Annotated in this window: 21 protein-coding genes; 12 read left to right on the forward strand and 9 right to left on the reverse strand. The window is 31.4% G+C overall.

The features are described from left to right. Nucleotides 1–169: 169 nt before the first annotated feature. From ACVC3Y_RS07075 to ACVC3Y_RS07085, 3 genes are all read right to left on the reverse strand, one after another. On the reverse strand, nt 170–1,600 hold the full coding sequence (locus tag ACVC3Y_RS07075) for a T9SS type A sorting domain-containing protein (protein WP_452226493.1): 1,431 nt from the start codon (nt 1,598–1,600) through the stop codon (nt 170–172). A gap of 169 nt (nt 1,601–1,769) precedes the next feature. After that, complete coding sequence (gene mqo, locus ACVC3Y_RS07080) at nt 1,770–3,254, reverse strand: malate dehydrogenase (quinone) (RefSeq protein WP_452226494.1); 1,485 nt, start codon at nt 3,252–3,254, stop codon at nt 1,770–1,772. Between the two features lie 109 nt (nt 3,255–3,363). After that, complete coding sequence (locus ACVC3Y_RS07085) at nt 3,364–4,020, reverse strand: OmpW/AlkL family protein (RefSeq protein WP_452226495.1); 657 nt, start codon at nt 4,018–4,020, stop codon at nt 3,364–3,366. Nucleotides 4,021–4,194: 174 nt separating this feature from the next. Between ACVC3Y_RS07085 and deoC the strand changes: the two genes are divergently transcribed. Beyond that, nucleotides 4,195–4,863, forward strand: a complete 669-nt coding sequence (deoC, locus tag ACVC3Y_RS07090; protein WP_303424104.1) for a deoxyribose-phosphate aldolase — start codon at nt 4,195–4,197, stop codon at nt 4,861–4,863. Nucleotides 4,864–4,916: 53 nt separating this feature from the next. After that, entirely contained in the window at nt 4,917–5,615 is a 699-nt protein-coding gene (deoD, locus tag ACVC3Y_RS07095) for a purine-nucleoside phosphorylase (protein WP_303424103.1), read from the forward strand. A gap of 4 nt (nt 5,616–5,619) precedes the next feature. On the opposite strand, the gene ACVC3Y_RS07100 is transcribed toward deoD, so the two are convergent. Then, nucleotides 5,620–6,357, reverse strand: a complete 738-nt coding sequence (locus ACVC3Y_RS07100) for a DUF6503 family protein (protein WP_303424102.1) — start codon at nt 6,355–6,357, stop codon at nt 5,620–5,622. Between the two features lie 85 nt (nt 6,358–6,442). Between ACVC3Y_RS07100 and smpB the strand changes: the two genes are divergently transcribed. Continuing rightward, entirely contained in the window at nt 6,443–6,898 is a 456-nt protein-coding gene (gene smpB / locus ACVC3Y_RS07105; RefSeq protein WP_303424101.1) for an SsrA-binding protein SmpB, read from the forward strand. Between the two features lie 150 nt (nt 6,899–7,048). On the opposite strand, the gene ACVC3Y_RS07110 is transcribed toward smpB, so the two are convergent. Together ACVC3Y_RS07110 and ACVC3Y_RS07115 are read right to left on the reverse strand one after the other, a co-directional pair. Beyond that, nucleotides 7,049–7,690 carry a protein-L-isoaspartate(D-aspartate) O-methyltransferase gene (locus ACVC3Y_RS07110; protein WP_303424100.1) on the reverse strand — a complete coding sequence of 214 codons (642 nt, stop codon included), beginning with the start codon at nt 7,688–7,690 and terminating at the stop codon, nt 7,049–7,051. Between the two features lie 120 nt (nt 7,691–7,810). Then, on the reverse strand, nt 7,811–8,083 hold the full coding sequence (locus ACVC3Y_RS07115; RefSeq protein ID WP_452226496.1) for a hypothetical protein: 273 nt from the start codon (nt 8,081–8,083) through the stop codon (nt 7,811–7,813). 209 nt (nt 8,084–8,292) lie between these two features. Here ACVC3Y_RS07115 and ACVC3Y_RS07120 point away from each other — a divergent pair, with 209 nt between their 5' ends. The 9 genes from ACVC3Y_RS07120 (at nt 8,293) to ACVC3Y_RS07160 (ending at nt 17,034) form a co-directional block, all read left to right on the forward strand. After that, entirely contained in the window at nt 8,293–9,252 is a 960-nt protein-coding gene (locus ACVC3Y_RS07120; protein ID WP_303424098.1) for a Gfo/Idh/MocA family protein, read from the forward strand. An 81-nt stretch (nt 9,253–9,333) separates the two neighbouring features. Next, nucleotides 9,334–10,224: a 3-hydroxyacyl-CoA dehydrogenase family protein gene (locus tag ACVC3Y_RS07125; protein ID WP_452226497.1), complete on the forward strand. Its 891-nt coding sequence runs from the start codon at nt 9,334–9,336 to the stop codon at nt 10,222–10,224. A 63-nt stretch (nt 10,225–10,287) separates the two neighbouring features. Further along, the gene (locus ACVC3Y_RS07130) at nt 10,288–11,526 is read left to right on the forward strand and encodes a DUF1015 domain-containing protein (RefSeq protein ID WP_452226498.1); all 1,239 of its coding nucleotides are present in this window, start codon (nt 10,288–10,290) and stop codon (nt 11,524–11,526) included. 115 nt (nt 11,527–11,641) lie between these two features. Continuing rightward, entirely contained in the window at nt 11,642–12,298 is a 657-nt protein-coding gene (locus ACVC3Y_RS07135; RefSeq protein WP_452226499.1) for a YggS family pyridoxal phosphate-dependent enzyme, read from the forward strand. A 108-nt stretch (nt 12,299–12,406) separates the two neighbouring features. After that, nucleotides 12,407–13,771: an exonuclease domain-containing protein gene (locus tag ACVC3Y_RS07140; protein WP_452226500.1), complete on the forward strand. Its 1,365-nt coding sequence runs from the start codon at nt 12,407–12,409 to the stop codon at nt 13,769–13,771. A gap of 194 nt (nt 13,772–13,965) precedes the next feature. Continuing rightward, nucleotides 13,966–14,814, forward strand: coding sequence for an ion transporter (locus ACVC3Y_RS07145; RefSeq protein ID WP_303424093.1), 849 nt, complete (start codon nt 13,966–13,968; stop codon nt 14,812–14,814). A 16-nt stretch (nt 14,815–14,830) separates the two neighbouring features. After that, on the forward strand, nt 14,831–15,745 hold the full coding sequence (miaA, locus tag ACVC3Y_RS07150) for a tRNA (adenosine(37)-N6)-dimethylallyltransferase MiaA (protein ID WP_452226531.1): 915 nt from the start codon (nt 14,831–14,833) through the stop codon (nt 15,743–15,745). Continuing rightward, on the forward strand, nt 15,726–16,241 hold the full coding sequence (locus ACVC3Y_RS07155) for a YybH family protein (protein WP_303424092.1): 516 nt from the start codon (nt 15,726–15,728) through the stop codon (nt 16,239–16,241). The genes miaA and ACVC3Y_RS07155 overlap by 20 nt, the downstream gene beginning before the upstream one ends. A gap of 40 nt (nt 16,242–16,281) precedes the next feature. Next, nucleotides 16,282–17,034 carry a DUF5995 family protein gene (locus ACVC3Y_RS07160; protein WP_452226501.1) on the forward strand — a complete coding sequence of 251 codons (753 nt, stop codon included), beginning with the start codon at nt 16,282–16,284 and terminating at the stop codon, nt 17,032–17,034. A gap of 87 nt (nt 17,035–17,121) precedes the next feature. Here ACVC3Y_RS07160 and ACVC3Y_RS07165 read toward each other — a convergent pair whose 3' ends face one another. The 3 genes from ACVC3Y_RS07165 to coaE all read right to left on the reverse strand — a co-directional run bounded on the left by ACVC3Y_RS07165 (nt 17,122) and on the right by coaE (nt 20,081). Further along, complete coding sequence (locus ACVC3Y_RS07165) at nt 17,122–17,832, reverse strand: response regulator transcription factor (RefSeq protein ID WP_303424090.1); 711 nt, start codon at nt 17,830–17,832, stop codon at nt 17,122–17,124. Between the two features lie 4 nt (nt 17,833–17,836). Beyond that, nucleotides 17,837–19,417, reverse strand: coding sequence for a sensor histidine kinase (locus ACVC3Y_RS07170; RefSeq protein WP_452226502.1), 1,581 nt, complete (start codon nt 19,415–19,417; stop codon nt 17,837–17,839). Between the two features lie 70 nt (nt 19,418–19,487). Further along, a complete protein-coding gene (gene coaE / locus ACVC3Y_RS07175; protein ID WP_452226503.1) occupies nt 19,488–20,081 on the reverse strand; it encodes a dephospho-CoA kinase in 594 nt (197 codons plus the stop codon). Between the last annotated feature and the right edge of the window lie 22 nt (nt 20,082–20,103).

Genomic DNA, 20,103 nt, shown 5'->3' on the forward strand with positions numbered 1-20,103 from the left:
AAGAAAACCAAAAGAATAAGTGAAATATATTAAAGTATTGTTAACGTAAAATAACTTAAAAGTTTATACGTTTTCATAGTAAGTTGGTTAGTTAGTTGAAAAACAGCGTAAGTCTTAAATTAAGATGCACGCTGTTTTTTTTTATCTACTTTAAAATTCTACTTCATTCTTAATCTACAACTAATCGTTTGGTATCTATTTTTTCACCATCAACATAAAGCGTGTAAAAATAAACTGAAGATTGTAAATTGTTTTTTGTTAAAGTAACCGAACCATCACCAAATTTTGTAACAGGAATATCATAAACCACTTGACCTAAAGAAGATACTACTTGAATGTTAGCAGTATTATATTTATTTGGTATAAAATAGTTTATCGTTGTAGTAGATTGAAAAGGGTTTGGGATATTTTGATTTAATCTAATATTTGCATTATCATTTAAATCATCAGAAATATCTGCAATACCTAAAGTTCCACCACAAGCACAAGCTTCCACAACATCCATTCTAGCCATTAAGGCGTCAATTTGGGCTTGTTGCGCAGTATTTTCATTTTCTAAATCGGTAATTGCTGTTTGTAAAGGTGTTAAAATTGGTGCTAAATCCACAGCAACAGAAGTACCTCCTTCAATAGCAATAGTTAAGGTCGTAGCTGTTAAAGACGCAGAAGCTAAATTTTGGTTATCACTTGAAGGATCTACCCAAGCAGTTCCATCAAAATAGTACGTTTTATTTTCATCGGTATCATACACCAACATACCTGCAACTGCACTTGCACCTAAAGTTGTTCTATCCGCAGTAGTTAATCTATTTAACAACAACGCCTTATCTGTAGCAGCAAGATCTAGAGATGCATTAGCATCTGGAGTCATCGTAGCAATACCTGCTTGACCAGCAATAAATGTATTTCCTGTAATTGCAACATTACCATTTACTTCTAATTTCTCAGAAGCAGAATCGTCTCCCAAACTTATATTACCATTAGAAGCAACAAATAAAGAGTTTGTTGCAGCTCCTGGTTGCATTCTAAAAGGCAACAAAGTCCCATTAGTTATATCTCTTACAAAAAAGTTAGTTTCATTACCTCCAACATCCCAAGTTTGCGCCGGCCAACCATTAGCACCATTTTGCTCTAAACGTAATGTTGGCGTATCTCCATCTGTAACGTGTAACTCTACTACTGGTGCAGCATTACCAAATCCAACATTACCCGAGGCGTTAATGTATAGTGCATTGTTTCCAGCACCTGCTAAAATTCTAAAAGGATTTGTATTTGATGTAGCATCATCTATTGAAAAATAGTTAAGACCGCCATTAGCAGTATCGTTAATGGAAATTCTCCAGTCATTACCCGGAAAAGAGGCACTAGCAGAAGTATCGTCAAAATGAATTCTTAGATTATTTTCTTTAAGCCTAAAAGTATCAAAGCCAAAAGATTCACCATCTATAGCATCGAAACCGACAACTGCACTACCTTGTACTACTAAATCATCGACAAAAACTTGATCTTCCGGTACCGGAATATCTTGATCTTGTTGTGCGAAAAGTGTTGGGCTAAGTATAAGACATAGCAACATAAAAAAAAAGTTTTGTTTTTTCATAATATATATTAAGTTGATTATTAGCCTTCGAAAGGTAAATAAATTTAATACATCAGCAAAAAAACACCCTTTTAATACTTAAAAATCAGGGGTTTATACTTGGTTTAAAAAAAATGCAAACAAAATATTTTTCGACATCAAAACCATAGGAAGAGTTGGCATATTTACACTATAATTTTAATGCTTTTTTAGATTTTTCTAGCTGCTGCTGAAAAGTTTCAGCATCCAAATCTTTTTTCCAAGTGGGAACTAATTGGTTTAATATTTCTTTTCCTTCGGAAGTATTTAAAATTTCAGGAAAAGCTTTTTCTAAAACTTCCAGCATTACAGAAGGCGCAGTAGAAGCTCCAGGAGAAGCGCCTAACAAACAAGTAATACTCCCATCTTTACTACTTACTACCTCTGTACCAAATTGAAGTTTACCTCCTTCAAATTCGTCTTTTTTAATGATTTGTACGCGTTGACCAGCAACAAGAATTTCCCAATCTTCGCTTTTTGCTTCTTTAACAAATTTTCGTAATTCCTGCATTCTATCTTCATGACTAGAAGTGACTTGTTCAATTAAATATTTAGTTAAAGGCAAATTGTGCCAAAATGCACCAAGTAAAGGGGAAATATTATCCAATTGCACCGATTTAAATAAGTCAAGGTTTGAACCTTCTTTTAAAAACTTAGGACTAAAACCTGCAAAAGGACCAAAAAGCAGTTCGCGTTTTCCATTAATATATCTTGTATCTAAATGTGGTGTAGACATTGGTGGATCTCCAATTCCTGCTTTACTATACACTTTTGCATTGTGTTGTTTTATAATTTCTTCATTTTTACAAACCAACCATTCGCCACTAATAGGAAAACCGCCATAACCTTCTTTTTCATCAATCTCTACTTTTTGTAGTAACAACAAGCTTCCTCCTCCTGCGCCAATAAAAACATGTTTGGATTCTAGGTTGTATTTCTCTTTAGTTTCTAGGTTTTTTATTTCTACAGTCCAATCAATATCTGCGCTAGGATCTACATCTTGCACTTCCATATTACAATGCACAGGAGTATTGTATTTGGTTTCTAATATTTTAAAAAGACTTTTGGTAAGAGCTCCATAATTTACTTCTGTACCTCTTTCAATTCGGGAAGCAGCCAAAACTTCATCCTCCTTTCTATCTTGCATGATTAAAGGAAACCACTCCTTCATTTTATTAGAATCTCTTGTAAATTCTATGGTATTAAACATGAAATGATCTTTCATTGCATGGAAACGGTTTTCTAAATAATCGGCATTTCCCTTCCCTATAACCCAACTATGATGTGGCACAGCAGCTATAAATTCCTCAGGGCTTTCTAATAATCCTTCTTCTGCTAGATAGCTCCAAAATTGTTTAGAGATTTCAAACTGTTGGCAAATTTTAATGGCTTTTTCTATCGCTACCGATCCATCTTCATTTTCTGGACAATAATTAAGTTCACAAAGTGCAGAATGTCCTGTTCCAGCGTTATTCCATGCAGCAGAACTTTCTTGTGCAACGGCACTTAATCGTTCAACGATTAAAATTTTTAATTCTGGTTTTATAATTTTTGATATAAGTGCTAATGTGGCACTCATAATTCCTCCTCCAACACAAATTAAATCGTATTCTTTAACACTACTAATATCTTGCATTTTTTTTTATTATTTAGGCTTCAATATATGCAAGTCCTTTGAAATAATTAATTTTTAAATAAAAAAAAAGGTCGCAAAAAGCGACCTTTTAAATAAAACTTCTTTCTAATTAGAACAGTCTATAACCAATACCAACTCCTGCTATAAAAGGATTAATATCAACATCTGCACCAACCGTAGCTCCTAATGCTGTTGTTGCATCGACAGTAACATCTGTGTTTAACAATAAATATTTAGCATCTAAATTAACAAACCATTTATCAGTAATATCAAAGTCAAATCCTAATTGAAAAGCGAATCCGAAAGCGTTATCATATTCTACTTTATCTGCTACTGGACCAGATTTTTCATCAAAGAATAAAGAATAATTAACTCCTGCTCCAACATAAGGACGTACTAAATCTCCATTAAAATGATATTGTAATGTTAACGTTGGTGGCAACAATCTAACAGAACCTAAAGGAATATCACCCGCAGCTGTTGCAACTGCTTTTACATCATGTTTTGTTGTAGCCAAAATCAACTCTGCAGCTATATTTTTTGTAAAAAAATAAGTTAAATCTAATTCTGGTACATAATTATTGGTAATTTGAACATCACCTCCTATGGCTTCAATGGTAGCGGATTCATCTGGTGCAACGACTAAAGCTCTAACTCTAAGTTGAAATTTAGTATATCCTGTGTTTTCTGCTGATGTATTCTCCTGAGCATTAGCTGAAAAGAAAGTAAAACATGCCATTAAAGCGGTAATAAATATTTTTCTCATAATTAATTGGGTTAAAATTTTAAACAAAATTAATAGTGAAAAAGACCTTAAAAGATGACAAAAGTCATAGACTGACGTTTTATTTTTTTTCATTTTTAAGGAAAGAATAATACTTATAAATTAGCCTTAATTTTTAAATAAAATGAAGTAATTTTATAGTCAATTTACACTACAATGGAATTAAATAAATATATAGATCATACGCTTTTAAAAGCAACTGCAACTAAAGAAGATATTCTACAAATATGCAAAGAAGCTAAGGAATACAACTTCTTTTCGGTATGTATAAACTCTTGTTACGTAACACTAGTTAAAGAAGAATTAAAAAACACAACAGTAAAAACATGTAGTGTTATAGGCTTCCCTCTTGGTGCCATGAGTACTAATGCAAAGGTTGCGGAAACCAAGCAGGCTTTAAAAGATGGAGCCGATGAAATTGATATGGTTTTAAATATTGGACTTTTAAAAAGTCAAGATTATGAAGCCGTATCGCAGGATATTGAAGCGGTAAAAAAAGTAATACCAAATCATACGCTAAAAGTTATTTTAGAAACCTGTTATTTGGAAGAAAAAGAAATTATAAAAGCCAGTGAATTAGCTATTAACTCTGGAGCAGATTTTATTAAAACTTCTACAGGTTTCGGTACTGGAGGAGCAACAATAAAAGATGTAACACTTATGAAATCGGTTATTAAAAATGGAGATACAAAAATAAAAGCTTCTGGAGGAATTAGAGATACAAAAACAGCTATAACCTACATTAATCTGGGTGTGGACAGAATAGGTACCTCTAACGGAATTGCTATCGCTACAGGAAATACTGCCAAAGAAAATAATTACTAAAATTATATAAAACACAAAAAAGCTTTAAAAAGTTACAACTTTAAACAAAAAACATGAGCATACACATTGGCGCCAACAAAGGCGATATCGCAGAAACTATTTTACTTCCTGGTGACCCTTTACGCGCAAAATGGATCGCCGAAACTTTTTTTGAAAACCCAATTTGCTTTAATGAAGTAAGAGGTATGTTAGGCTATACGGGGACGTATCAAGGAAAGCGTGTTTCTGTAATGGGAACTGGAATGGGTGTGCCTAGTATTTCTATATATGCGCACGAATTAATTACACAATTTGGTGTTAAAAACCTTATTCGAGTTGGTAGTTCTGGTTCATACCAAAAGCATATTAAAATTAGAGATGTAGTTTTGGCTATGGCTGCCTCTTCGAATTCAGGAGTAAATGAACTCCGTTTTGGAGGTGCAGACTACGCGCCTACTGCTAATTTTGAGTTATTTCAAAAAGCTGTAGAAGCAGCAAAAACTAAAAATGTTGCAATAAAAGCTGGAAATGTTTTTACTAGCGATGAGTTTTATGCTGACGATTTTGAATCGTATAAAAAATGGAGCAAATTTGGTGTCCTATGCGTCGAAATGGAAACTGCTGGTTTGTATACAGTTGCTGCAAAGCATAACGCAAATGCACTAACAATACTTACTATTTCGGACTCTTTAGTAACTGGGGAAACAACAACAAGTAAAGAAAGAGAAACTACCTTTAAAGATATGATAGAAATTGCCTTAGAATTAGCATAAGCCTTTATTTCACTATTATGTCTTTTAGTTCTATTTTGGATAATAATTTTAAATTCCCCTTTTCAAAAGCCTTGTCTGTTTCTATAAGATGTAGGCTTTTGTCTTTAGGAGCATAATTATTATAATCTACAAAACGTAAACCATTAACGATTCTTACATTATAGGCTTCACGAAAACGCATACCAACACCAGATACTTCTTGATAAGAGTATGCTAAATAATCTACAGTATATGTTTCAGAATTAATCCAATACACGAAAACATCTTCGTAATCTTCACCGCCTCCCTCTTGATTAAAAGTTACTTTAATTTTATGATACTTTTTTCCTTTAACAACTACTTCCCCTAGTTTGTTTTTAATAACAGCTGAATCATTTAAACCATAAGGAAGCAAAGCAAAATAATGCACAGAATTAACTGAAGCTTCATATTTTACAGCCACACTATCTGCTATCGTTATAGCTTTATCATCTATAAACCTTGTAAATCCTTTATTATTTAAAACATCACGAATTATAGAAACAGAGTCTTTAAACACACGTTCGTACTGATATTTTTCTGTATCACGAATAGCCTTGTAATGCTTGTCTCTAAAATTAAAATCAATTTCTGCAGTTACATATTTTTCCCCTCCTGCTACCTCAATTGCCTTATCAACAATAGCATTTGCTGTTTCTGTTTTTTTTGAATTACAAGCAATAAAAAGAAAACAAACGACAACTATATATTTTAAATTTTGCATGAATTATTTTTTTCTTTAGGTTGTCGCAAAATTATTCAATTAATAACATTTAAGTACTTAATTTAATTGTGTAATTTTGGCAACCATGCAAAACACTGTAAACATAAAAAACAAAAAAGCAAGATTCGAATACGAGATACTCGATAAATATACTGCTGGAATTGTTTTAACTGGAACCGAAATAAAATCTATTAGAGATAGTAAAGCCTCTATTGCAGAAAGTTTTTGCGAGTTTAATGAACAAGGAGAACTGTTTGTTATAAACATGACTATTCAAGAATATGTTTATGGTAACTATTATAACCACAGGCCAAAAGCAGAACGTAAACTTTTGTTAAACAAGCGTGAGTTAAAAAAACTAGCCAAAGATGTAAACACAAAAGGTTTGACAATTGTTCCGCTTCGATTATTTTTAAACGAAAAAGGTTTGGCTAAACTAGACATAGCTCTTGCTAAAGGTAAAAAGCTTTTTGACAAAAGAGAGACGATGAAAGACAGAGATAATAAGCGTGATCTAGATCGAATTAAGAAAAATTTTTAATCAACACACAAACATTCTTTATTAACAATCCTTTTTTATTTCTACAACTCCCTCAAAATAAGGTTTATTGTTCCTTGTTAATAAACATAATTTATAAATAAGTAATATAACATTAACGTATTTACGTACTGAATCTGTGCCTATATTTTATTAATTCTTATCTTCTAATAGAGGTACAAAACGAAACTCGCCAAACTCGTGTTTTTCAAATTCTTTTTCTCCTTTTCTAATAAATAAGGTCATCGTTTGTACATCGCCTCCTACCGGAATAACTAAACGCCCTCCAATGGCTAACTGGCTTAACAAAGGTGTTGGAACAAAAGGAGCCCCAGCTGTTACAATAATACTAGCAAAAGGCGCTTCTAATTTTAAACCTTTATAACCATCTCCAAAAATGAGTTTCTTTGGCCTGTAGCCAAGTTTAGGTAAAAACTTACTCGTTTTTTTAAAAAGTTCTTGTTGTCTTTCTATACTATACACTTTTGCCCCTAACTCGCACAAAACTGCTGTTTGATAACCACTTCCTGTACCAATTTCTAAAACTTTATCGGTAGGTTTTACTTGTAATAATTCCGATTGAAAAGCGACTGTATATGGTTGCGAAATAGTTTGATCTGCCGCAATAGGAAAAGCTTTATCTTGGTATGCATGATCTAAAAAACTGGAATCCATAAACAAATGTCTAGGTATTTTTCTAATAGCAGCTAGAACTTGTTTATCTTGTATTCCCTTAGCAACTAGAACATCCACTAGTTTTTGCCTTAATCCTTGGTGTTTAAATGTATCTTTCAAAAAAGTAAGTTCGTTTAGGATGCTAAAATTAAACAAAGATTTTAAAGACCATAAATAAAAATGCAAAAAAAAAGCATCAAATTAGAATAACTTGATACTTTCTTTTTAGAGAATTATCTTTTAATTACTTACAATAATTTTATATGTTGTAACATCTTCTTTACCTACTAAAGCGATCATTTCTTTTGCTTTCTCTAAAGAAGCCGAATACCCTCTTGCTGTTCCATAATTACTCTCTACTTCCCACAAATACATGTCTTTTTTGTAATTATTATAGTAGGTATCTACTTTAGTTTTTAAGGTTTTAACTTGTAAATCGGATGTGCCATTACTTGCTGAAATAGTAGTTGATATAAAAAATACTCCGCTTAATGTTATGATTAATTTTTTCATGATTTTATAGAATTTTAGTTAAACAATATGTGCTCTTATAAGTAGTACATTATATTTACGTTTTACGCTTTAACAATAGATTTCGCACAAATCACAAACTTACGTTAAAAGGTAGTTAAGGCTTTCTTAATAGGAATTCCTTTAAAAAGATTCCGGAGAATTAACAATTAAAAAATTAAAAATCTTATTTTTGTTAAAAACGTAAAAGTATGCTGAAAGCAGGTGTTCTTGGTGCTGGTCATCTTGGGAAAATTCATTTAAGATTACTTCATCAATCTAAAAAATACAACCTTGTTGGTTTCTATGATGCTAACAAAGAAAATGCAAAAAAAGTTGCTGCCGAATTTGGTTACACTTATTTTGATTCTATTGACAAACTTATTGAAGCTGTAGACGTGGTAGACATAGTCACGCCTACACTTTCTCATTACGATTGTGCAAGACAAGCGATAGCAAAAGGCAAACATATTTTTATTGAGAAACCAATAACCAATACCGTTGAAGAAGCTGAAACCCTTAGAACTTTAGTTGCCGAATATGGTGTAAAAGGTCAAGTTGGTCATGTTGAAAGATTTAACCCAGCCTTTATTGCTGTTAAAGACATGCTTGACAAACCAATGTTTATTGAAGCACATCGTTTAGCCGAATTTAATCCTCGTGGCACAGATGTTCCCGTAGTTTTAGATTTAATGATACACGATATAGACATTATATTAAGCGTAGTACAATCTAAAGTAAAACATGTTAGTGCTAGTGGAGTATCTGTAATTAGTGACACGCCAGATATCGCTAATGCAAGAATAGAGTTTGTAAATGGCTGTGTAGCTAACCTTACAGCAAGTAGGATTTCTTTAAAAAACATGCGAAAAACACGTTTCTTTCAACGTGATGCATATGTTTCTGTAGATTTTTTAGAAAAAAAATGTGAGGTAGTTAAAATGAAAGATGCCCCAGAAACTCCTGGCGATTTCGACATGATTCTACAAAATGCGGAAGGTGTAAAAAAACAAATTTATTTCGATAACCCTGAAGTAGATGGAAATAACGCTATTCTTGACGAATTAGAAACTTTTGCAGATGCAATAAATAACAACACAAAACCTATTGTAACCCTACATGATGGTACAGAAGCTTTACGTGTAGCTAACATGATAATTGATCAATTTTAGTAGACACGGTAAACAAATAAAAACAAACGAACAATTAATCACAATTTCCTTTAACAGGAAAAAATATAACTTCTCTTTTTTATGAAAAACGTAGCAGTAATTGGAGCTGGAACCATGGGGAATGGAATTGCGCATACTTTTGCACAATCTGGATTCCAAGTACAACTTATAGACATTAGTGAAGCATCTCTAGAAAGAGGCATGCAAACCATTGCTAAAAATTTAGACAGAATGGTCGCTAAAGGAAAAATTACAGAAACGGACAAAGCAAACACTTTAGGAAACATTACAACCTTTACTACTATTCCAGAAGGCGTTAAAAACGCCAGCCTTGTTGTAGAAGCAGCAACAGAAAATGTAGATTTAAAACTTAATATTTTTAAACAATTAGACAAAACTTGCGCGGAAGACACCATCTTAGCATCTAACACCTCATCTATCTCTATAACGCAAATTGCTGCAGTTACTAATCGTCCAGAAAAAGTAATTGGTATGCATTTTATGAATCCTGTACCAATTATGAAATTGGTTGAAATCATAAGAGGTTACAATACAAGTGACGCAGTAACACAAACCATCATGGAACTTTCTAAACAATTAGGAAAAACGCCTACAGAAGTTAACGATTACCCTGGTTTTGTTGCCAATAGAATTTTAATGCCAATGCTTAATGAAGCAATTGAAACCTTATACAACGGCGTAGCGGGAGTACAAGAAATTGACACCGTTATGAAGCTTGGTATGGCGCATCCAATGGGACCATTACAATTAGCAGATTTTATTGGGTTAGATATATGCCTTTCTATTTTAAATGTAATGTATGACGGGTTTAAAAACCCTAAATACGCGCCTTGCCCACTGTTAGTAAATATGGTAAGTGCTGGTAAATTAGGGGTAAAATCTGGAGAAGGTTTTTATGATTATTCTGAGAGCAGAAAAGCAGAACATGTTGCTAAGCAATTTTTGAAGTAAAAAATAATATGTTGTGAAAAAAGATTGCCAAGTCCTTCGTTCTCGCAATGACAAATAAAAAATATGGCAACGATAAAACCTTTTAAAGCAGTTAGACCTACACGAGACAAAGTAAGTCTGGTTGCCTCACGCTCCTATCAAACCTACACGCAAGCAGAACGAGAAGCGCGATTAGATTACAATCCGTTTTCGTTTTTACACATTGTAAATCCTGGTTACAAATATGCACATGAAATTACTGGGGAAGAACGCTATACTTTAGTAAAGAATAGATATTCAGAATTTAAAGAAGATAACATTTTTGTTCAAGATAAAAAGCCTTCCTTTTACATTTATAAAATTGTAGATAGAGAAAAGCAGATTTTTCATGGTATCGTTGCTGCAACAAGTGCAGAAGATTATGAAAATAATATTATTAGAAAACACGAAGACACTTTAGAGCATCGCGAAACCATTTTTAAAGAATATTTAAAAACGGTTGGATTTAATGCAGAACCTGTACTACTCACCTATCCTGATAATAAAATTATTGCTTCCATTTTAAAGGAAACCGAAAAGGAACGAGCAGAATTTGAGTTTACAACAACCTATAGAGACACACACTATCTTTGGAAAATAGAAGACGAAACAACTATTAAAACCATTACTGAAGAATTTAAAAACATGGAAACCATCTATATTGCAGATGGGCATCATCGTTGTTCCTCTTCCTATTTATTAAGCAAAGATTTAAAAGAAAGCAACCCCAATCACAACGAGAAAGAAGCTTATAATTTCTTTATGAGTTTTCTAATACCTGAATCCGAACTTCGTATTCATGAATTTAATAGACTGGTTAAAGATTTAAATGGCCTATCTAAAGAGGCCTTTCTAATTAAATTAGATACTGCTTTTAGAATTGAAAACAGAGGGATAATACCATATAAACCAAGTAAAAAACATCATTTTAGCATGTATTTAGATGGCGATTTTTATTCTTTATATTTACGAAAAACAAAGTATTCCTTTATTAATTCGTTAGACGCTTTAGATGCACAACTGCTTTATAAAACAATTTTGCAACCTATTTTAGGTATTGACGATTTAAGAAATGACAGAAGGATTAAATATTTGAACGGAAAGAAAGATATTATCAATTTAAAAAGCAGCATCGATAATGGTGAATTTGCAGTCGGTTTTGGTATGGTTCCTGTATCGATTCCAGAAATGAAACAAATAGCAGACGATGGACTAAAAATGCCTCCGAAGAGCACTTATATTGAACCTAAATTACGAAGTGGCGTAACCATTTATGAATTTTAGCTTTAAGGCTAAAAAATAAAAATTATTTGTCATTCTGATCGCAGTCGAGCAACCTGAGGAATTACTAAAATGAGTCAATAACATTAATAAAATTTCTGCTTGTGCAGGAAATAATATGAGCATAACAAAAAATTTACAAGACATACAATCGCAGCTACCAAAAAACGTAACACTTGTTGCTGTTTCTAAAACCAAACCTGTAAGCGACATCATGCAAGCATATCAATCTGGACAACGCATTTTTGGCGAAAATAAGATTCAAGATATGGTAGAAAAGTTTGATGAGATGCCAAAAGATATCCAATGGCACATGATTGGTCATGTACAACGAAACAAAGTAAAGTACATGGCACACTTTGTACGTTTAATTCATGGTGTAGAAAACTTTAAAACATTAAAAGAAATTGACAAACAAGCTGCGAAACATAACCGAATTATAGATTGTTTGTTACAAATAAAAATAGCTTCCGAAGACTCTAAATTTGGTATGACTGCTAATGAAACTTCCGAAATATTACAATCAAAAGAATTTTCAGAATTAAAAAACGTTAATGTAATTGGTGTTATGGGAATGGCTACTTTTACCGATAACGAAGAACAAATCCGAAGTGAATTTAATCTATTAAAGTCTACTTTTAATGACTTAAAGCTATACAATCAAAAGCTAACAACCATATCCATGGGAATGAGTGGCGATTATAAACTAGCAATAGATTGCGGCAGTACTATGGTTCGCGTTGGAAGTAGTATATTTGGCGTACGTAACCAATAGAGAATATAGAAAATCAATTTTTAAAATAAAAAATTAGTTTCGACAATAAATACTATGAAATCAAAAACTAAATAACTTTTAGTTTTTAACTATTAAATTTTAAATGTATTGTACACAATAGTAGACATAGAAACCACAGGTGGAAAGTATAATGAAGAAGGAATTACAGAGATTGCTATCTACAAATACAATGGTCACGAAATAGTAGACCAATTTATAAGCCTAGTAAATCCAGAACGAGAAATACAACCTTTTGTAGTTAACCTTACTGGAATAAACAGCAATATGTTACGTAATGCTCCTAAGTTTTACGAGATTGCAAAACGCATTGTAGAGATTACTGAAGAAACAATTTTAGTAGCACATAATGCTAAATTTGATTATAGAATTTTACGTACAGAATTTAGACGATTAGGTTTCGATTTTAAACGTAAAACCCTTTGCACAGTAGAACTCTCTAAAGAACTTATTCCAGATCAGCCTTCCTATAGCTTAGGTAAACTAACCAGAGCTTTAGGAATCCCTGTTGCAGATAGACATAGAGCTTCTGGAGATGCATTTGCAACAGTCAAGCTCTTTAAAATGCTACTAGATAAAGATTTGAAAAAAAATATTATTCAAGAATCTATTAGACAAGAACCTAAGAATCAAGTAGAATCGAGATTATTAAATATTATAGAAACTTTACCATCAATAACTGGAGTCTATTTTATGCATAAAGCAGATGGCGAAATTATTTATATTGGTAAAAGCAAAAACATAAGAAAACGAGTAAACCAACACTTTACGGGAACTTCCCATAAATCTAAAAAAATACAATTACAAGTAGCTACTGTAACCTACGAATCCTGTGGAAGTGAACTAGTCGCTTTATTAAAAGAAAGCGAAGCTATTAAACAGAACAAGCCTATTTACAATAGAGCTTTAAGAAAAACCATTTTTACGCACGCATTATATAGTTATACAGACGAAAAAGGCTATATCAACCTAAAAATTGATAAAGTAGATGGACGCAAAAAACCAATAACCACTTTTAGCAATAGACAAAGTGCAAAAAGTTTTATGTTTAGCAGAACAGAAGAATACAACCTTTGTCAAAAATTAAATGGTTTATACGATACCAAAACAAGCTGTTTTAATTACTCCATTAAATCTTGCGAAGGTGCTTGCATACAAGAAGAAGAGGTAGAAAACTATAACAAACGTGTACTACAACTTATTAATAAAAATGCATTTGTTAGCGAAAACATTGTAATTATAGACCGAGGTCGTGATATCGATGAACGCGCGGCAATTCTAATTCAAAATGGCGTATTTAAAGGCATAGGATTTTACAATCTAAACTATCAAATAAACAATATAGATGTTTTAGAATCTATTATTACTCCAATGGAAAACAATAGAGATACCCAACATATTATTAAAAGTTATTTAAGACGAAATAAAAGAATAAAAGTTTTAACTTTAGATTAGAATGAATAAACCTTACCTACTTTTATCCTTACTCATCACTACAACCTTTTTGGGACAATCACTACGGTTTACTTGTGGATTAAAGAATTTTACCCATCTTAAAAAAAACAATAAATAAAGTAGTTAGTATACAAAACAACACATCTATTGTATTAAAAAGGAAGTAATAAATCTTTTTCACTACTTTTGAAACTATGAGTAACACATCTTACAAAAACTGGAAAGAAAGACTTCATGAAATTATTTATGAAGCAGATACTCCTGCAGGTAAATTATTTGATGTAGTATTACTTGTTGCAATTATTGCAAGTATCTTACTAGTTATGCTAGAAAGTGTAAAAAGCATCGATATAAAATATCATAATCTTCTTAATATTTCAGAATGGATAATAACGATTTTATTTTCTATAGAATATATAGCAAGAATTATAACGGTAAATAAGCCTTTAAAATACATTACTAGTTTTTATGGTGTTATAGATTTACTTTCTACAATTCCAAAATACTTATCGCTAATTTTTGGAGGAGTTCATGCACTTGCAGCCTTAAGAGCTTTACGTTTATTACGCGTATTTAGAATATTAAAACTGGCACGTTACTTAGGAGCTTCAAACAATTTGGTAAATGCTTTAAAAGCAAGTAGAGCAAAAATATCTGTGTTTTTATTTGCAGTGATAATTGTTGCTGTTATTTTAGGTACTATCATGTATATGATTGAAGGCGAAGAAAATGGTTTTACAAACATTCCTAAAAGTGTATATTGGTGCATTGTAACACTTACAACTGTAGGTTTTGGTGATATTGCTCCACAAACCCCTTTGGGGCAATTTATAGCATCTTTAGTCATGATTTTAGGGTACGGAATTATTGCGGTACCAACAGGAATTGTTTCTGCAGAATATACCAACCAAAACAAAGAAGAAAAACAAAAAAAAGAGGATACTGTCCACGTAAACTCTCAATCTTGCAGAAATTGTTTAAAAGAAAAACACCAAGACAACGCAGACTTTTGTTATAATTGTGGTGAAAAACTGCATCCTTAAATAACGCCTTTTGATTATTACTCCTAAATACCTAATTTCTATAGTTGGACCAACAGCAATTGGGAAAACAAGCCTTAGTATTAAACTTGCGCAACATTATAATACCGAAATTATTTCGGCAGATTCTAGACAATTTTTCAAAGAAATGCAAATTGGCACTGCTGCTCCTACTCCACAAGAATTGGCTGAAGCGAAACATCATTTTATTCACCATAAATCTATTCAAGAGGAATACAGTGTTGGCTCTTTCGAAAAAGATGCGATACAAAAACTTGAAGAGCTACATAAAATGCATGATGTAGTAATTATGGTTGGTGGTTCAGGATTATATGTAGATGCCGTAACTAAAGGATTAGATTATTTTCCAGATGTAGATAAAAGCATTCGAGAAAAACTGAATATTCGGTTAAAAAACGAAGGTTTAGAAACGCTTCAAAAACAATTAAAAGAATTAGACGAAGCGACTTATAATACCATTGCATTAAAAAATCCCCAACGGGTTATTCGAGCACTAGAAGTCTGTATTGGCACAGGAAAACCCTATGCTTCTTTTATTAATAAAGAAAAAAACAGGAGGCCTTTTAAAACAATAACTATTGGTTTAACAGCAGATCGAGATATTATTTATAACCGAATTAATACACGTGTAGATATTATGCTAGAAGAAGGTTTGCTAGACGAAGTGAAAAAATTAATTCCAAACAAAAAATTAAACGCCTTAAACACTGTTGGTTATAAGGAGATTTTTAATTATTTTAGTGAAACGTGGTCGTTAGAATTTGCAATCAGCGAAATAAAAAAGAATTCTCGCAGATTTGCTAAGCGTCAACTTACGTGGTTTAAAAGAAATGAGAAAACCTTATGGTTTGATTATAAAACAGCACTAGAACCAATAATTAAAAAAATCACACATGAAATCAATACCAAATAGAATACCCTGTGTTTTCATAATGCTAAGTTTTCTTCTACTTTCTTGTGAAAAAAAAGAACATAGAAACCCGCTAATAGATTACAGTGCTAAAAACGAATTGCTTTTTGTTGAAACCATGCAAAAACATTTAAATGCCGTTTCAAATAAAGACTTAAAAACCTTAAAAAGCACTCTATCTCCAAAAGGAAATATGCAACTTATTTTACCAAAAACAGAAATCACCAATACTGTTGCCGATTTTATAGCATATCATAAAGCATGGTTTGCATCGAAAACACCATGGACTTTTGAAACTAAAATATTAAATACAGAAATTGGAACCGATTTTGGCATCGCTATTACCGAAATCATATATCGAGAACCCGAAAGAAATGGAAAACCCTATTTTAATAGAATGCATGTAAGTTATGCGCTTCAAAAAATAGATAACACTTGGTACATCATAAAAGATCACGCTAGTTCTATTGAAAAATCTACTGACCTAAAGCAAGAATAACTCTTAATAATTAAATATATCTATCCTTAAAAACAAATAGATGAGTCGAGCAACAACCATCCAAGAAGTTTTAAATCAATTAGACGCTATTATAGAACAAGCTATATTAAATAATGATAGAGTTGGCTTATTTGCTTTTATATACCGAAGAACGACTGCTGAAATACAAAAGGAAATTTTATTAGGAAATTTTGAAGATAATGAACGTTTAGAAAAATTAGATGTTGCTTTTGCAAACCTTTATTTAGATGCTCATGCTAATTATTCTAAAAAGACACCTGTAAGTAAATCCTGGGAATTTGCGTTTTATGCCAAAAACGAAAGTCTTACTATTTTACAGCACATACTTTTAGGTATGAATGCACATATAAATTTAGACCTGAGTATTTCTACAAGTACAACGATGGTGAATTCTAATTTAATTACAATTGAAAACGATTTTAATAAAGTAAATGATATTCTTTTTCATATTGTTAATGAAATGCAAGACCGACTAAGTAAGGTGTCACGCCTTATGTTTCTCTTAGATTTTATTGGAAAAAAAACCGATGAAAAAATAATAGACTTTAGTATGCGAAAAGCAAGACAACAAGCTTGGAATAATGCTAATTTATTATGGGCTTTAGGAAATAACAACAATACTGAAGCTATAAATAAAATTGACTTACTGGTTGTAAAGCTTTCCCAAATTATTAAATCGCCAAAATCTAAAATTTTAAAATTTGCCTTACAACTTATAGGTAAATTTGAAGAAAAAAATGTTGGCCTTATTATATCTAAACTTAAAGCTTAAAAGTCTCAGCTAATTTTTTTAAAAAAAACATAAAATAAAAAATCCAACTTAAAAAAGTTGGATTTTTTATTTATATATACTAGAATTTTAAGCTTCTGTATTAACTACTAGTCTAAAGCCTTCACCATGTATGTTTAATATTTCTACCTTTTCATCCAGTTTTAAATATTTACGTAGCTTCGCTATATAAACATCCATACTTCTAGAGGTGAAATAATTATCGTCTCTCCAAATTTTTGTTAATGCTAATTCTCTAGGCATTAAATCATTTTCATGTAAAGCTAACAAGCGTAAAAGTTCATTCTCTTTAGGAGATAATTTTACTTGTTCACCTCCATTGTAAGTTAAAAAACGAAGTTTAGAGTTTAAATCAAAACCTCCAATTTTAAACTCAAACTGTTTACTATCAGCAACAGTATCTGAAGCTTTACGTTGAATAATTGCTTTAATTTTCATTAATAACACTTCGCTATCAAATGGCTTGTTTAAATAATCATCTGCACCAACTTTGTATCCTTTAAGAACATCTTCTTTCATTGCTTTTGCAGTTAAGAAAATAATTGGCACTTCTGTATTTTTCTCGCGTATTTCTTTAGCTAAAGTGAAACCATCTTTATAAGGCATCATGACATCTAAAATACATAAATCGAAATCATCTTTTTTGAATTTTTCAAAGCCCTCCATACCATTTTTGGCATGTGTAACTTCGTAATCATTCATCATTAAATAATCTTTTAAAACGGTTCCGAAATTTGGGTCGTCTTCTACTAATAATATCCTCTTTTGTTGTTCGTTCATAGCTTTATGATATTAATGGAAGCCTTATTGTAAAAATACTTCCTTTGTCTTTTTCACTTTCTACTGATATGTGACCATGATGGTCGTCTATCATTCTTTTTACATATGCAAGACCTAATCCGTGTCCTTTTACATTATGTATGTTTCCTGTGTGTTCTCTATAAAATTTTTCAAAAACACGTTTTTGAGCTATTTTGCTCATACCACTTCCATGGTCTTTAATTTTTAATAGAATATTTTCTCCTACATTTTCTGTAGAAACTTCTATTTCTGGTGCTTCTGGAGAATACTTAATAGCATTGTCCAAAATATTTACTATCACATTGGTAAAGTGAGTATCATTAGCTAAGACCGAAGTCTTATCTGCTATAAGGTTTGTTTTTAAATATCCCTTCTTATCTTCTATAATTAACTCTACATGTGTAATTGCATCTTCTATTAAGTCGTGCAAGTCTACATTTTCCTTACTAATGTTTAGTTCATTTTTTTCAAGTTTAGATATTCTTAGTACATTTTCTACTTGTGCATGCATGCGTTTATTCTCATCTTTTATCATGCTGAGATAACGAAGCACTTTTTCTTTATCGTCTATAATTTTTGGATTTCTTATAGCATCTAAAGCCAAGTTAATAGTAGCAATAGGTGTTTTAAACTCATGCGTCATATTATTAATGAAATCTGTTTTAATTTCCGAAATTTTTCGTTGTCTAAAAAGCTGCAATAATGCACTCGCGTAAGCTAAAATAATAATGCCAGTAAATACTATAGACAAAATCATCATGCTAATTATTGAAGACCAAATAAATTTATTGTGTTCTGGAAAATTTACAAGCAATCTATAATTATTATCGTTTAATTCGTTTTCAAAAATTGGCACACTAAAAGTAGATGCATTTTGTAACTCGAATGCTTCACTGTGTACTTTTGTTGCTAGATCATTATCGTAAATTGCATATTGAAAATCTATATTAATATTATCTTCATTAAGCTGTTTTTTTAATAATCTATTAATTTCTTTATTTAAAACTCTTTTATGAATTGGCATTCTACTAGCAAATGTTCTAAAAGCTTTTTCAAAATTTATTTTTTCTGCTTCTGTAAGTCTTCCTGAGTTAGAAATACTTAATACAGGATTCATATTTAAATCGGAATCAGTTCCGTTAGAATTTGAATAAATTTTGGTTTCCGAATTGCTTAGTATTCTTTGTATATTAATACTATCTCTATCTAAACCTATGTCAAAGAACGCGGAAGACAATGTGTGATTCTCTTCAAAAATACCACTCTTATACACTATCGTTTCGTTAGTGTTTTGGTTTTGTTGTACTATAAATAAGTTCTTAATTGCTACAGTGTCTGCTTGCTTTTTTTGTTCTGCAAGCTGTTGAAACATGGTGTAATACTTATCTAGCTCCTTATTTTCAATAGCAGCTGTTGTATAACTTAATGCTTTTTTTACATTAAAATTAAACTGCTCTTTTTTATTATCTACCGAGTTTTTAATATAATATGCTTGTACAGAAATAATTCCTATAAGCGATAAACTCATTAAAATAATTAGTAAGATGAATAACTTTTTGCTCATCTGGTCAAAATTAACATTTTAACATTTAGGTGTTATAGCTTTTAACCTTACATTAACAAAAATGTTAAAATTATAGACTTATAATTGATTTAAGTAACTCATTATGGGTTTTTTGCACCTGAAAAATAGTATCTTCTAAAATATCGTTATAAATTACATACTGAGACAATGCTATTTTCTCTTCGTCTTTCCATTGATTATTCATAATTGCTTCAATTTTAGAAACTGTTGTATTGTCTCTTTTTAACAAACGTTCCATTCGCGTATCTATTGCTGTTGTTACAGTTATTATATAATCGCAATGTTTGTAGCTTCCATTTTCAAATAAAATAGCTACTTCTTTAATGATGTATGGTGCATCTTGTTTTTTAAGCCATCTTTTAAAATGTTGCGCTACTTTTGGATGTACTATAGCATTCATTTTTTTTAATAAACTTTCGTCATTAAAAATAAGCTTCGCTAAATACGGTCTGTTAAGTTTTTCATTTTTATACGCATCTTCGCCAAAAAGCGCTATTAACTTTCTCTTAATAACTTTAGACCTGTTCATGAGCTTTTTAGCTTCATCATCAGCAATGTAAATAGGCACTCCAAGTTTATTAAACTCTTTTGCAACTGTAGTTTTCCCACTACCAATCCCACCTGTAAGACCAACTATTTTCATGTGTTATATTGTAATTAATACG

The sequence above is a fragment of the Lacinutrix cladophorae genome, from assembly GCF_053604645.1.

Coding starts and splice junctions, on each gene's coding strand:
- ACVC3Y_RS07075 (WP_452226493.1), bottom strand. CDS start 1,600: ATGAAAAAACAAAACTTTTTTTTTATGTTGCTATGTCTTATACTTAGC.
- mqo (WP_452226494.1), bottom strand. CDS start 3,254: ATGCAAGATATTAGTAGTGTTAAAGAATACGATTTAATTTGTGTTGGA.
- ACVC3Y_RS07085 (WP_452226495.1), bottom strand. CDS start 4,020: ATGAGAAAAATATTTATTACCGCTTTAATGGCATGTTTTACTTTCTTT.
- deoC (WP_303424104.1), top strand. CDS start 4,195: ATGGAATTAAATAAATATATAGATCATACGCTTTTAAAAGCAACTGCA.
- deoD (WP_303424103.1), top strand. CDS start 4,917: ATGAGCATACACATTGGCGCCAACAAAGGCGATATCGCAGAAACTATT.
- ACVC3Y_RS07100 (WP_303424102.1), bottom strand. CDS start 6,357: ATGCAAAATTTAAAATATATAGTTGTCGTTTGTTTTCTTTTTATTGCT.
- smpB (WP_303424101.1), top strand. CDS start 6,443: ATGCAAAACACTGTAAACATAAAAAACAAAAAAGCAAGATTCGAATAC.
- ACVC3Y_RS07115 (WP_452226496.1), bottom strand. CDS start 8,083: ATGAAAAAATTAATCATAACATTAAGCGGAGTATTTTTTATATCAACT.
- ACVC3Y_RS07120 (WP_303424098.1), top strand. CDS start 8,293: ATGCTGAAAGCAGGTGTTCTTGGTGCTGGTCATCTTGGGAAAATTCAT.
- ACVC3Y_RS07125 (WP_452226497.1), top strand. CDS start 9,334: ATGAAAAACGTAGCAGTAATTGGAGCTGGAACCATGGGGAATGGAATT.
- ACVC3Y_RS07130 (WP_452226498.1), top strand. CDS start 10,288: ATGGCAACGATAAAACCTTTTAAAGCAGTTAGACCTACACGAGACAAA.
- ACVC3Y_RS07135 (WP_452226499.1), top strand. CDS start 11,642: ATGAGCATAACAAAAAATTTACAAGACATACAATCGCAGCTACCAAAA.
- ACVC3Y_RS07145 (WP_303424093.1), top strand. CDS start 13,966: ATGAGTAACACATCTTACAAAAACTGGAAAGAAAGACTTCATGAAATT.
- ACVC3Y_RS07155 (WP_303424092.1), top strand. CDS start 15,726: ATGAAATCAATACCAAATAGAATACCCTGTGTTTTCATAATGCTAAGT.
- ACVC3Y_RS07160 (WP_452226501.1), top strand. CDS start 16,282: ATGAGTCGAGCAACAACCATCCAAGAAGTTTTAAATCAATTAGACGCT.
- ACVC3Y_RS07165 (WP_303424090.1), bottom strand. CDS start 17,832: ATGAACGAACAACAAAAGAGGATATTATTAGTAGAAGACGACCCAAAT.
- ACVC3Y_RS07170 (WP_452226502.1), bottom strand. CDS start 19,417: ATGAGCAAAAAGTTATTCATCTTACTAATTATTTTAATGAGTTTATCG.
- coaE (WP_452226503.1), bottom strand. CDS start 20,081: ATGAAAATAGTTGGTCTTACAGGTGGGATTGGTAGTGGGAAAACTACA.